Below are 14,328 nucleotides of genomic sequence, written 5' to 3'. Positions count from 1 at the left end.
GGCTCAATGCTTGACGGGCAGACTACCGAGGCTGGTGATAACGTCGGCCGCCTTCTGCGTATCGGCAAAGCGTAGAAAGGCCAAGGCGTCCGGATCCTGCAACGTGTTTAAGTAGATCAGCGCCAGCACCACGCTCGAGGGATAATCCGCGTCGGTCGGGTAGTGGCCGTCCACGCGAAGCACCGTGAGCCCCTGTTCCAACGGCCGCGAGAAGGGAGCGAAGCCGATCGCGCCTTGAACATCGCGAACCGTCTCGATCGCTTCCTGTGTGGTCGTTGCCATCTTCGATTTCTCGGTGATCACGAGATCATGCCAGCCGGGCATGCTGGCCCGCAGCACGGTGAGAGTGCTATCCTGGTCCTCGCGCCGCACGACGCGGATGCGTATATCGGCGCCGCCCAGCTCCTTCCAATTTGCGAGGCGGCCTGAATAGATCCCAACGAGCTGATCGCTTGTGACGGCGCTCACTCCACAGCCGGGATGGACGATGAAAGCCGAGGGCAGGCGGGCGATCGCCTTGTAGACGATGCCGGAAGCCGTTTCGGCGTCGGTCAGGCGGCGTGCGACGCGCCCCAAGGTCGCCTTCCCGGCCCCCACGGCCGCAATGCCTCCGCCAGAACCGATGCTCGGCGGGACCTCGACCCGTGCCGATCCTTCCTGCTGCATGAAGCTCGCGGCGATGACGCGCAGGACATCGATGCCGTCTCCGGTCCCGACGATCTCGAGTTTGGGTGTTTCGGCGCTAGCGGCATTCACACCCACGAGCCAGAAGCCCAAAATTGCCGCCGTGATCCTCGCAAATGCCATTGCAAACCCCTTCGAACCACGAGGTGCCAATCTGGCAAAGAAACCTAAACCATCTGTTGTCGCAACGTCGTGCCTTCTGGAATTATCTGTGGCGGACAGGCTGCATAAAATTTGATGGTTTCGAAAAACCGGTTGCTAATTAACCAGCCATAAATAGTCGATAAATAGACGATTTCGAATGGTTCACGCGCCTAAGGTCGCCTGGAAGACGCTTAGTTGGGGGCCTCAGTGAGCGACATTGACCGGGCCCCCGCAAGTTCAGGGTGCTGGCGGTGGTGGCGACTGAGGCGGATATTGCAAAGGCATCGACGGCGCCACCCCGCTGGCGTCGCTGGGCCGTTCCGTCCGGGGTTCCGATTTTCCCCTCGTCTATCGCCATGCGCCTCGTTGCCGTCGTACTCACGACCGGCGTCCTCGGGCTCGGCCTCATCGGCGGCTTGACGGCGCTCCGCCTGCAGCAGCAACTGAGGCACCAGGCTGCAGCACTGGGTGATCTCTCAGAAGACCAGCTCGCTCATCGCCTCGACGGCGAGGCGCAGCTGGCGCGGGCGCGAATCGAGGTCCTGGGCGCGGAAACCGCATCTCGCCTGCGTCAGATCTCTCAGCGCGCCGACGTGGCCAAGGCGGTCGCCTCGAACAACGATGTGACTATCCGCGAACTGCTCAGCGTCGTTGCTTCGACCTCCGGCTTCGAACGGCTGATCGCCTTCGACGAAACCGGTCGTGTGATCGGCGCCAACACGCCCCTCGACCTCCTCGCGCTGAACCGGGCGCTCGAGGGTATCGCCCTCTCCGTCAATCTCGGCGCGATCCTCAAGGAAAATAGCCGCTCGCACCCGCAGGGTGAGGAAGGCACCTACGAGCTGAAATCGCGTGAATTGTCGGCGCTCGGCCTGCCACAGCGCCACACCATAGCGCACACTGCGATCGAGCCCGTGTTCGACGACTTCGGTGACCTCATCGGCGCGCTTGTCGCCATCCGACCGCTCGGGCGCACGGAGCGGACTCTCGAGAACTTCACTTCGCTAGCCAATGCGGGCGTGGTCATCATCACGGGTGACAACGAGATCGTGTCTTCCGCGGGGCCTGAAGGGGCGAGATTCAGCGGCGCCAGGACGCGTTTGGCCGGGCTGCAACACTCGGATGACGGCAACTACGTCGCGCGCTGTGTCGATTACGAGGCGACGCTCAAGGTGTGCACGTTCGCGAACGCCTCGCTCGTGACGACGACACGCGATCAGATGTTCCAGATTGGCGCGGCCCATACGCGTTCGCTGATGTGGCAGTTCCTGGCATCTGCGGCGCTGGCGCTCGGCGCCTTGGTCGTCGCGCTGTTGGCCGCCGTGAGGCACCTCACCAAGGGACTTTCGGCGCTCGCCAAGACCGCCCAGGAAATCGCCGGTGGCAATCTCGACGTGCCGTTCCGCGCAACAGGCATCGGCGAGGTCCGCGGCCTCGGCCTCGCGTTCGAGCGAATGCTGACGCATTTGCGGACCAGCACTCGCAGGATTCGTCAGCTCGCTTTCTACGACACGGTGAGCTGCCTTCCCAATCGGGAGAAGATGCGCGTCGATGCGCCGGCGCTCATCGACGCGGAAGCGGGCGGAGCGTTGTTCTTTCTCGACCTCGACGGCTTCAAATCCATCAACGACACTTTCGGGCACAAGGCTGGCGACGAACTGCTCAGGATGGTGGCCGAGCGCTTGAGCAATTTTCTGACGTCCAGGAGCGCTCCCGGCAAATGTCTGCTCGCTCGCGTCGGGGGCGACGAGTTCGTCGCCATCATCGCCGGGGTGAAGACGGTCGAGGCAGCGAGCCTCAGGGCCCGCGAGATGATCGAGACGCTGCAGGTTTCCTTCAAGCTCCAGAACAACCATGCCACCATCGGCGTCAGCATCGGCATTGCGATCTGGCCCACCCACGGCACAAATTATGACGATCTCCTGATCCGCGCCGACCTTGCGATGTACGTCGCGAAGAGCTCGGGACGCAATACCCACGCGTTCTTCACTCCGGATCTCGCAGAGGTCGCTCGTTCCCGGCATGCGCTCGAAACCGATCTCGCCTTGGCGATCCGCAGTGGAGAGCTCGTCGTCCACTACCAGCCGAAGGTGTCCTGCGCGGATGGCCGCATCCTGGGGGTGGAGGCGCTAGCGCGCTGGCATCACCCGAAGCAGGGCAACATTTCTCCTCAGCGCTTCATCAAGATCGCGGAAGAGATCGGGCTCATCATGGAGATCGACCGCTTCGTGCTCAGGCGCGCGCTCGCCGATATCGGGGGCTTGATCCGGGCCGGATCGAACATCGTGCTCGCCGTAAATGTCGCGGCGACGGACATCGAGGACCCGCTGTTCATCAAGGATATCGTCACGTCCGTTCGCGAGGCCGACTTCCCGCCGCGACACCTCGAGATCGAGGTCACAGAATCGGTCGCGATGCGCAATCCTGATGTCGTGCGCGAGAGAATAAGCCTGCTCAGGCAATTGGGCATACGCTTCGCAATGGACGACTTCGGAGCCGGCTATTCGAATCTTTCGACGTTGGCGAGGCTCCCCTTCGACGCCGTGAAGCTCGATCGCACGCTCGTGGCGGGTGTCGCGGAAGACCGCGAAAAACAGACGATCCTTCGCCTGGCGCTCGGACTTGCGGACGAATTGGGGTTCGAAACGGTCGTGGAAGGCGTCGAAACGGCCGAAGACCTTCGGTTCGCGGCCGAAAACGGCGCGACCATGGCGCAAGGTTATATTTTTTCTCCGGCGCTACCACTGGAAGAGTTCGCCGTCCTGCTCAAGCCGAGCCTCTTGGCTTCGGTGATCGAAGTAGCGCCCAGGCGAAACGGAGCGGAGCGGCAGACTGCGGCCCACTGAGGCGCCGGCGACGACAATGGTTGGCGGTTTTGCAACGAGTGGGAGGTCTGGAGGGCGCATCACGAATTTTCCGCTTTCCGATGCGGAGTCCATGTCTCTCTCCACCATCGGCTCAGACGAGGTGCCAGTCGTGCACGGAAATAGCCAGCGCGTGATCGTGTGCTGCTTCGGCTGCCCTCTGTGCGAAGGTTTCGTTGCCGAGGCTTTCGAGCATGGTGTCGTTTCCGACCCGCCAGGCATCCGCAAACTTCCCTTCGATGATCTTGGTACTCGGATGGAGCAGCGATGTGCCGTCCGCGAGGCGGAAATCGTTATTGGCGTTGCCATCGAAGTCGCCGAGCAATCCTTCGAAACCGCCGGGCCCACGGCCACTGCCCGCATGCACGGAAAGATCCAGATAGCTGCCATGATCGACCAGCTGCACAAAATCGAGTGATGTTTCGATCTGGTGGGTCGTCGCCGTCGCCCTGCCGACGACGACGCCGTCTCCGAGGTCGAGGCTGTCGCCGACCGCGAAGGAGACAGCCTTGCCATCGATGAGCATCATGCTCGGCTTGGCCTCGTCGAACACGATCTGATGGTCGCCGGTCCCGACAGCGACGGCGGTCAGATAGCTGACTCCGACGTGGCCCAACCCTTCCGCACGCCCCTGGATCTCGAATTCCGGACCGGACGTCGCGTGGGTGATTTCATAATCACCGGTTGACTGCAGGTTGAATTTCAATCCGTCAAAGGAAGTGTAGTGGACATCGCCCCAGCCGCCACCTGTGGTGCCGGCCTGGACGGCAACGCCGACCGTACCCGTGGCCACGCCGCCGTGGCTGTCCGAAATCGTGTAGTCGAACGCCGCGGCGCCAGTATAGCCGGCGCTCGGAGTAAAGGTAACGGTCTGGCTGATGGCATCGAGTGCCACGTTGCCGTGCGCCGCGTGACCGACGCTGATCAAGCTCAGTGTATCGCCATCGGGATCGGAGTCGTTGGCGAGAAGATCGGCGACCGAGATAACGAGCGGGGTATGTTCCTGCGCGGAGACATGATCATTGCCAGCGGTGGGTGAGCGATCGGCAGCCGCCGCAAGCGTTGTCGAAACCTGATCCATATTGCCTGCGAGGTCCGTGGCCGAGGCGACAAGCACGTGATTGCCGGCGCCGAGGAGTTCGACGTTGGTGTGCCACCTGCCGTCGGAGTCCACGACTGCGGTGCCGAGAAGCGCCCCGCCTTCGGTGATCGAGATCGTCAGTCCGGAATCTTCGGCTCCAACGGTGCCGGAGATCTCGATCGGTCTATCCGTGATGACGGCTCCGGACAGAGCGGCGAATGCCAGATCCGGCGCAATGGTGTCGTAGGAGAAAGTGATCTCGCCGGCGGTCGAAACGTATCCAGCGGCATTGGTCTGGGTGATACTGACGTGATGGATGCCTTGCGTGAGCCCGCCGGGGTCATAGGAGGCGACGATGCTTCCATCCACCGTATAGGTGAGGGTCCCACCGGGGGCAGCGGCGGTGACCGTAATGGTTGCGTCACGGGTGATGTGGTCGGCGCTGGATGAGCCGGAATCCTGGGCGAGCGTCAGCGTCGGCGCCGCGGGAGTCGCGAAGGCGCCGGCGAGAGTGCCCTGGGCGTTGGTCTGGATCGCGATCAGTGACGCTGTATCTGGTGCGGCAAGAATCCGGCCGTTGATCGATACCAGCGTCTCCGTGACACTGTCCGCGAGCTCGCCAGTCAAGCCGGCGAGGGTCACGATCTGTCCGAGCAGTCCGGCATCGGTCGGATCGATGCTCGAATTGCCTTCGATGACAGATGCCAGGGCCGCAAAGGCAGTCGCCGTCGCGGTCATCGCAGCCATGTTCGATTGGCCTTCGAGGCCGGCGGCGATCAACGCCACGTCGGACATCACGCCTGCGCCGGCCGCAAGCAGGACGAATGCCGATGGATCGCCGGCAGCCGCTATGGCGATCGGGTCGATGTTGAGCAGATCGGTATCGGAGGGCAGATGAAATATCTGGAGCACTTTGGCGACGGGATCGATGACGCCGCTTTCGGCGAGAATCTCGACCAGCGTCGTCATGGGGGTGATCACGGTCGCGCCGGCCGGCGCGGAGAGGAACCCCTTGAATGCCAAACCCGTCGCAATATCGGTTCCGCCGACGGCGACCAGAGGCGCTGTTCCAGCCGCCAGCGTGAAATTGCCCTGCCCGTCTGTCGTGGTCGAGTCTTCGTTGGGATTTAGGACATGATCATGGTTGGTGTCGGCGAAGATCGTCGCGCCGGCGAGATAGCCATCTACCGCTTTGCCCTGGATCGCGGGTGGCAGAGGTGTCGTGGGAGTGAGCTGGAGATCGGACACGACCACATGATGCTGGTTCGACAAGTCGAGTTGGAAGTCGGCGATCCCATCGCCATTGGTATCGCCCTGGACGTAGGTCATGCCTGTCGCAAGATCCTGGCCCGCCCTCAATTCGCCAGCGTGCCCCGAGAAGGCCATCTCTCCAATGAAGGAGAAACTATCCTGTTGAGCCGAGGTTGAGACCGCGTCGATACCGGAGAGGTCGATAACATCGCCGGGGATGAAGTCCGTGATGACGTCGGACGCCAGGCCGGTCGCGCCGCCTCCGATGTCGCTTGCGTGCGCGAAGACGAAGGTATCGTTTCCGCCGCCGCCGGTCAGGGTATCCTGACCGTTCAGGCCCTCGATCCGATTGTTGCCGGTGTCACCGGTGAGGGTGTCGTTGAAATAGCTGCCTTGCAGATCTTCGATCGAGATGTAGGTGTCGCCCTTGGCATCGCCCGTGTTGAGCTCCGCGTGGGCAAGGCTGGCGGTGACCCCCTCGATGGCCCAGCGGTAGCTCGCGGTGTCCTCGCCTTCGCGTCCGTCGAGGATATCGGCGCCTGCCTCACCCATCAGAACATTGTTGCCGGTGGTGCCGTGGAGCGCGTCGTCGTAGAAGCTGCCACCCAGGCCTTTGATTCCGTAGAACCGATCGTCGGCGGCTTCACCGGTGTTTCTGGAATAGTTCTCCAGATCGACCGTCACCGCCGAACCCGCGTACCAATAGCCGACCAGATCATCGCCGCCGATACCGAAGATACTTGAGTGCGCAGATGTGCCGCTGATGTAGGTATCCGCGCCGCCCATGCCGTAGAGCTCGTCATCACCAAGCCCGCCGATGATGATGTTGTCGCCGTTGTCGCCTTCCAGGATGTCGTTGAACTGGCTGCCGATGATATTTTCGACGCCGATCGATTGGGCGATCCCTTCGAAATGGCCGGTGCAATTGGCGATCCACAAGCTGTCGTCGGATGTTGTCCAGGCGTGACCTGTCGCAAGGGGATCGCTGGGCAAGGTCCACCGGGGTCCCGCCGAGCTATCCGCGGAGTCGAGCTGAGCCCAGATCGCGCTGGCGGACTGACTGAAGTTTTCCGTGTCAGTTCCCAGGCCGCCATCGATATGGTCGGCGCCGCCTTGGCCGACCATGAAGATATCGTCGCCACGGCCGCCATTGAGGGTATCGTTTCCGGCGCCGCCGGTCAGCACGTCGTTGCCGGCATTTCCGTCCAACGTGTCACCAAGCGCATCGGCGGTTAGCGTGTCACCTAAGCGGCTGCCGTAAACATGTTCGATGCCGCTGAGGTGGTCGCCCTCGGCGTCACCCCCGAGGCCAATGCCGGTTGCCAGATTGACGTTCACCGCCAAGGATTGCGAGTAGCTTGCGGTGTCGTATCCATTACCGCCGATGAGAACGTCAGCGCCCGCACCGCCGATCAACGTGTCATCGCCGGTGCCGCCATCGAGATGGTCGTCGCCAAAACCGCCATCCAGCGTGTCGTTGCCTGCACGGCCGCGCAGCGAGTCGTCGCCTCGGCCGCCATTGAGCGTATCGTTTCCGGCGCCGCCGAGCAGCACGTCGCTGCCGGCATTTCCGTCCAGCGTGTCACCAAGGGAATCGGCGATCAGCTGGTCGTCCAAGCGGCTGCCGTAAACATGTTCGATGCCGCTGAGGTGGTCGCCCTCGGCGTCACCCCCGAGGCCGATGCCGGTTGCCAGATTGACGTTCACCCCCAAGGAGTCCCAGTAGCTTACGGTGTCGTATCCATCACCACCGACGAGAACGTCGGCCCCGGCGCCACCCGTCAACGTGTCGTCGCCGGCGCCACCATCGAGATTGTCGTTGCCGGCACCGCCATCCAGCGTGTCATTGCCTTCATAGCCGCGCAGCGTGTCGTCGCCCCGCATGCCCTGGAGATGGTTGTCGGCCTCGTTGCCGCCCAGCGCGTCGCCGCCGTCGCCGCCGATGACGTTCTCGATCAGGTGCAGGTGGAAATCATCGGCCGTGCCCCAGCCGCCAGAGTATTCGCGACCCGCAATACGATAATGTCCATTCTCCAGGTCGATGATCGAGGCGGTGGAGACCGCGGCCGCGTTGATGGTGTCGATGCCGCCATCCCGGTCAAACAAAACAAATCCGTGGGTGGAATCATTGCCGAGCGTGCCGAACTCGTCGGTGAAGACGTAGGTGTCGTTGGTCGTATTGGCGCTGCCATAGATGTTGAGCCGGGCATTGGTGATGTCGCCGGTGTAGCCGATGTTGTGGTCAATGATGGAGACGGTCCAGGTTCCAGCGCTCAGTTCGCCCGCGAACTGGTTGCTGGTCATGGTCCATCCGCTGGCCGGGAAGGCGATGGGATTAGCGTTGCCGTGGACGATGGCGGCTTGATAGTCGGCGTTGTCGACCTGATCCAGCATGACGCTGCGCGTCCCGTCGGGCGAGGTCAACACGATCGTCAGATCGCTCACATTCGCATGATTGCTGGTGAGGGTGAGCGTCAGGTCCTCGATCTTGATATCGCTGGCGACATTGATGGAAAATCGCGTAATTCCTTCCTCGCTGTGGACGACGCCGCCGGCGTTGACCACGTAACTGGCGTCGGCGATGTGCAGCGGCTGATGAAAATCTCCCGCCGCAAGGGCCTGATTGGAAGAGACGGATTGCTCGGTCCAGGTTTCGGCGAGGCGAACCGCCGCCTTGGCATCCACGGTGCCAAACCCGTAATCGTTCGAGAAGTGAAGTCCACCGCCGTTCCATTCGTCGGCGCCATTATTGGTCCAGATATATTTTTCGAACCCCGTCGGGGCTGCGTTGATGGCGCTTCCCGTATGGCGAGCGGTCAAGGCGAGAATATCGCGCACGTCACGCCAGCCGAGATCGGGATTGGCTTGCAGCATGAGCGCAGCGACACCCGCCACCTCGGGGGTGGCAGCAGACGTTCCCGTAAAAAGCGCGTAGTCGCCATCAACGAGGCCGCCCGAGGGATTGTTGTTGTAGCCGTTCCAGCCAAGCAGATCGGTGGAAAGGACGCCGTCCCTGGTTCCGATGACGTGCGGCTTCCCATCGGGTGCGGTGCTCGTTCCATTTCTTTGGTCATTGTCGGTGGTGCCGCCCAGACCGCTGAACGCCGAAACCAGCAGAGCGGCGCCTGGTGTGCTGTAATCGAGCACGTTGCCATTGTGATCTACGGCACCCACTGTAATGACCCGCGGGTCGCTGTTGAAATTCTCAGCATTGACATCTGTAGCAAGGAACGGCTGGACTCCGTGCTCGGTCTCGTTCACGTCACGGACATATTCGGACCCGCCCTCGCGATCGTTGCCGGCGCCGGCAACGATGATGGTGCCAAGGCCGCCGCGCCCGGTCGTCACGGCCGCGAAGACCGCCCCTGTGATTGTGACCTCCGGGGCGTGGTTGTAGTTCAGCCCGAAAGCGTGCCTGTCCGTCCAGCTGTTGCTCGTAACATCGAAGTTCTTGAAATAGGTGAGGGTGCTGTAATCAGGAGTGCCGTTGGTATCAAACCGAATGCCGGTAATGCTCGCGTCATAGGCGATGCCGGTCGCACCCACCCCATTATTTGCGGCGGCGATGATGCCGGCGACTTGCGTGCCATGGGCATTATCGGCGTTCCCGAGTTCCTCCACGGTCGGTGAATAACTGGAAAAATTCGTCCCGGGTATGCCGGCTATATTGGCCCGAAGGTCGGGGTGGTTACCTTGAACGCCGGTGTCGAAGATCCCGACATGGACGCCCTTGCCAGTATAGTCCTGCCACACCGGCACGACATTCAGATCCTGGCCCGGGGTTCCGCCGCTCTGCCCGTTGTTCTGAAGGTACCAGTCGCCCTGCCAAAGAGGCTGGGCGAAAAACGGCGGTGGCCGCAGGATGATGCCCACCGGCTGACTGAGACTGATTGGAGAAAAATCGAGAGCCGGTTGGGGCGCCATGTCGCGGAGGCCGAACATGTCGCGGAGGCCGAACGCGAGTTCAGGAAACTGCAGATCGGATAATTGAAAGTCCAGATCGAAAAAAGGGAAGGGCACCGAAACCTTGTAGGGCATTGCTTGATCTCCAAGGGCCGTATTGATCTGGATTCTTCTGTCAGACCGATCACCCGAGCCACCGGCTCAATGGTCAGCGCTGATCATCAGCCTTGGCGCCATCGCTGCTCATGCAATGCGATGCGACGAAGCAGCAGCACCCAATCAGAAATGATGGGTGGCGGCCTCAACCGTTCGGTTGAACGTTGGCTGGTTTGGGCGTGTCCGCGCTCTACGCCCGGTAACAAGACGGAGAGGTGACACTTGAACCACGAGTAACACTGCAGCCAAGCCGGTCATTTCGCCGGCTGCATCGGAGATGGCAAGGCCCCGGTGCTGGCGCAGGCTGAGCTGCCGTCGGAGTCACCGCAGCCCCCGCTGCAGAAGCAAGTGGTCGACGCAGAGGACAAGCGGCCGTTCGATCGAAGACGGCATCGTCGAGCTGGATATATCCTGCGGGAACGCGCGAAGGCCGCCCTTGAGCACGCCCGTGACAGGTGCGGCACTTCCGCACGTGGTCGAGGCTGACGACCACACCATCCCGGCCATCGGCAGCAAGAGATGTCCGTCAAGCCGCCATCACCGGCAAGCAGATCGAGAACGGAAATGTTCGCGTGATCTTGTAGGCAGATGGCGCGCCCGGATCACGGTTACAAAAAAAGGGATAGCCGACGGATCCCCCAACACTCGACCTACCGTTTAGGAAACCGTTCTACCACCTACAAAAAGAACGCCCCGGGTAGAGCGTATGGCGGTGGCGTGCCATTGCAATCTGTCCGCGAGTCCAGCGCCACGACCTGCTGATTTATTTTGTAGACGGGTCATGGGTCAGCGCCGATCACACTTGCTCAAAGTCGCTCAGCCACCAGACGCTCGGATATTCGGACGTCTAAGTCGTTGACAGCATGGCCGGCCGGACCGCCCGCTGCAAGAAGTGCAGTGATCGAAAAAACTTCCTGTAGTTGCAATAGTCGCCTAAGTGAGGTTCAATCGCCGTCATCAAGGCCCGAAATGTCGACGCAATGGGAGAGGGATCGATGGCGAAGAGAATATCGACCCGACGACCCCGCTCGAGACCCGCCAAAACAGCAACTCCCCGCAAGCGCAGCGCAGCGGCCACAAACGGGAAAGAATCTGCGCTGCCGCAATCCGCGGTCGAGCTTCCGGATGCGGCGGTCGAAGAGGCGCTGAGGACCGGCGAAAACCGGGCACTGCTGGAAGATCTGTTCGGAACGGCGGGATATGCCGAGTTGCGCGGGCTGGCGCGGGAGGCGGCGGCGCGATCGGTCCGCGGCGGCGAGCGGGTCCTGATCGTTCCGGGCATCATGGGATCGAAGCTCGGATACGAGCGACCGCTGATCGATGACGTGCTTTGGATTGGGCCGCTCGACATCATGGCCGGCCGGTTAAGCAAGCTGCGACTGGATTCAAGCGGTCCGGGCAAGGTGAAGGCCCTGGGCGTTCTCTTGTTCGCCTATCTGGCGCTGAAGTTGCGCATGCGCATCTGGGGCTATGACGCGGAGTTTGCGCCATTCGACTGGCGCCTGGGAATCCAGGGCCTCGGCGGCGAGTTAGCCAAGCTGATCGACGCTGATTCGAGCCGGCAGACCCATGTCGTGGCGCACAGCATGGGCGGCCTCGTGGTTCGGGCGGCGCTGCAGAAGAATCCGAAGCAACTGGGCCGCGTGGTGACGCTCGGCACGCCAAACTACGGCTCGTACTCGCCCGTGCAGGCGTTTCGCGGCGTCCACTCCGTCGTGCAGAAGATCGCGACGATCGACGTCTTCCACGATCAGGCGGACCTTGCGGAGATATTCGGGACGTTCCCGGGCCTTCTGGAAATGATTCCGAAGCGTGCGCTGCGGCCGCGCAATCTGTTCGACCAGCAGAGTTGGCCGAAAGGCGGCATGCGCCCGGACGCAAGACTGCTGCGTGCCGCAGACGCCGCGCAGCGGGCGCTGCCCGAGCCCAATGACAAGTTCTATCTCATCGTCGGTCTCGACAACGAGACCGTCGTCGACGCGCGGCTGAACGAGGACAAGAGCGAATTCCTGTACGATCTGTCAATGGACGGCGACGGCACCGTGCCGCTGGATCTCGCACGCGTGGATGGCCGGCCGACATGGGTAACCAATGCCTCGCACGGCAGCATGCCGAACAGCGAGCTGGTCGCGAAGGCGGTCGATGAAATCCTGACGACCGGCAGCACCTCGGTGCTGCCACCGCTCAAGGACAAGTCCGCGAGCGCGCCCCGTCGCGCTGCCATGCGTACGGTGAGCGACAGCGACCTGACGCCTGAGCGTACCGTCCCATCCAAGCGAGCGCGAAAACCGGCGAGGCTGCGCAAGGAAGCGCTGCGGACGAGCCACCCGCTTTCCGTCCGCGACCAGCGCAGTCTGGTATCGGAATTCGCCGCGCCGCGCGAGGAGACCGTGGGCGCCGCCTCGAGTCCGCGCACGACGGAAACCCCGGGTGAGGTCCTCGCGACGTCGGAGCCGACATTGGTCAGCAATCTCGTCGTGACGCGGCAGCGGCGACAGCGCGTCGAGATCGATCTCGTTTGCGGAAGCATCACCGAGGTACGGGCTGACGCCTACGTGGTCGGCGTATTCCGCAATGTTACGCCCGACGGGGCGACGGCGGCGATTGACCGCGAGCTCAATGGAGCGCTGCACGAACTGATTGCGCGCCGGATGGTATCCGGCGAGGTCGGAGAAGTGACCTCGTTTCCGACAGGCCGCCATCGCCTGAACGCCGGCGCCGTGATGATGGCAGGACTCGGCACCATCGCGTCCTATTCGGACGTAACCCTGGAGCTGGTGGGCGAAAGCATCATGCGCACCGCGCTGCTGACACGGCTTAACGACTTCGCGATCGTTCCGCTGGGTGCAGCCTCGGGCAGCTACGCCGGTATCTCGTTCGAAATGCTGCTGCGCGGATTCGTTCGTGCGCTGAACACGGTGCCCGATGGACGGCTGCGCGGCTTTACCGTGTGCGAACTCAATCCAGAACGCTTCAACGCGCTTCGCCAGACGCTCTACACTCTGATGCGGGGAGATCTGTTCGGTGACATCGAGATTACCCTGCATGAGCAACGGCTGCCCGCGCCCATCGCAACCCGCAGCGTGACCGCGCCGTCGGTCCCTGAAGCCGTTTACCTGCTCGTGCGCGAGGACATTACACAACAGGGCGCCTACGTGGCGGCCTCCGTCCTCACCGCCGGCGGCAAGGCCGCCATCGTGCAGGGCCGCCAGCCGATCAAGGACTCCGACCTCGACGCGCTTGCCAAGAAAGTCGCCGCGCAGGGCGTCAGCGACGACGAGATGTCCGCGTTCGGCACCAAGCTCGCCGACATGGTGCTGCCGCGAGAAATTCGCGATCTGCTCGGCGACGAGCTCGGAGCGGCCAGCGGCGTAACGTCGAGGTCGCTGGTCGTGGTCCACGACGCGGCGATGTCGCGGGTGCCGTGGGAGACGGTACAGATCGGCAAGGCGGCGCCGGCTCTGGGCGGAGGGCTAACTCATCGCTACGACGGCGGCGTTCTGTCGGTCGCCAAATGGCGCGAGGAGGGTCCGACGACCCAAGGATTGAACGTCCTGCTCATCGTCAATCCGACCGAGGATCTGGACGGTGCCGAGCGAGAGGGGGAGCGTATCACCAAGCTGTTTAGCGGACTGCCGGGTGTGACCCTCGACGTCCTGCACGCGAAGGAAGCCACGCGTCGCGAGCTGTTGCGCCGATTCCAGTTGGGCAAGTACGACGTCATGCATTATGCCGGACACGCGTTCTTCGACCCCGACAACCGCGCCCGCAGCGGAATCCTCTGCGCAGGCAGGGAGGTGCTCGCGGGAGCCGATCTCGCCTCGCTTTCGAAGCTTCCCTCGCTGGTGTTCTTCAACGCCTGCGAGTCGGCGCGCACCCGTCGCTCCGACGGCTCCGAACGGAAAATCGACGAGCCCACGCGCGGCACGATTGGCCTTGCCGAGTCGTTCCTCGCGGGCGGCGTCGCGAACTATCTCGGCACCTACTGGCCGGTCAGCGACACCGGCGCGGAAACTTTTGCCACAACGTTCTACACCGCGCTGCTGCGAGGCGACCCGCTGGGCCCGAGCCTGATCAAGGGCCGCCAGGCGGTGCGCGACAAGAAACTCGGCGACTGGGCAAACTACGTTCTGTATGGTCGCTCGGAGTTCAAGCTGGCGCTCGGGTCAGGTCGGCAAACCAATCCGGTGTGATCTGCACCGACCAAACCTGAATTGACGTCGCGGCGCCCCGGTCGACGACCGG

4 protein-coding genes are annotated in these 14,328 nt (G+C 62.7%); 2 read left to right on the top strand and 2 right to left on the bottom strand.

The window, feature by feature from the left end; genetic code table 11:
* Positions 1 to 3 precede the first annotated feature (3 nt).
* Complete coding sequence (locus IVB31_RS32355; RefSeq protein WP_247332091.1) at positions 4 to 807, bottom strand: substrate-binding domain-containing protein; 804 nt, start codon at positions 805 to 807, stop codon at positions 4 to 6.
* 263 nt (positions 808 to 1,070) lie between these two features.
* Here IVB31_RS32355 and IVB31_RS32350 point away from each other — a divergent pair, with 263 nt between their 5' ends.
* Positions 1,071 to 3,674: an EAL domain-containing protein gene (locus tag IVB31_RS32350; protein WP_247332088.1), complete on the top strand. Its 2,604-nt coding sequence runs from the start codon at positions 1,071 to 1,073 to the stop codon at positions 3,672 to 3,674.
* Between the two features lie 112 nt (positions 3,675 to 3,786).
* Here the strand turns inward: IVB31_RS32350 and IVB31_RS33625 are convergent, their stop codons facing one another.
* Entirely contained in the window at positions 3,787 to 10,062 is a 6,276-nt protein-coding gene (locus IVB31_RS33625; RefSeq protein ID WP_276576620.1) for a S8 family serine peptidase, read from the bottom strand.
* 1,016 nt (positions 10,063 to 11,078) lie between these two features.
* Between IVB31_RS33625 and IVB31_RS33700 the strand changes: the two genes are divergently transcribed.
* Complete coding sequence (locus tag IVB31_RS33700; RefSeq protein WP_346730902.1) at positions 11,079 to 14,276, top strand: CHAT domain-containing protein; 3,198 nt, start codon at positions 11,079 to 11,081, stop codon at positions 14,274 to 14,276.
* Positions 14,277 to 14,328: the final 52 nt, after the last annotated feature.

It is taken from the genome of Bradyrhizobium sp. 21, from assembly GCF_023073335.1.
In the GTDB taxonomy this organism is placed as follows: Bacteria; Pseudomonadota; Alphaproteobacteria; order Rhizobiales; family Xanthobacteraceae; genus Bradyrhizobium.
The sequence above is the reverse complement of the archived record's forward strand: the minus strand, read 5'-3'. Positions and strand labels throughout refer to the sequence as shown.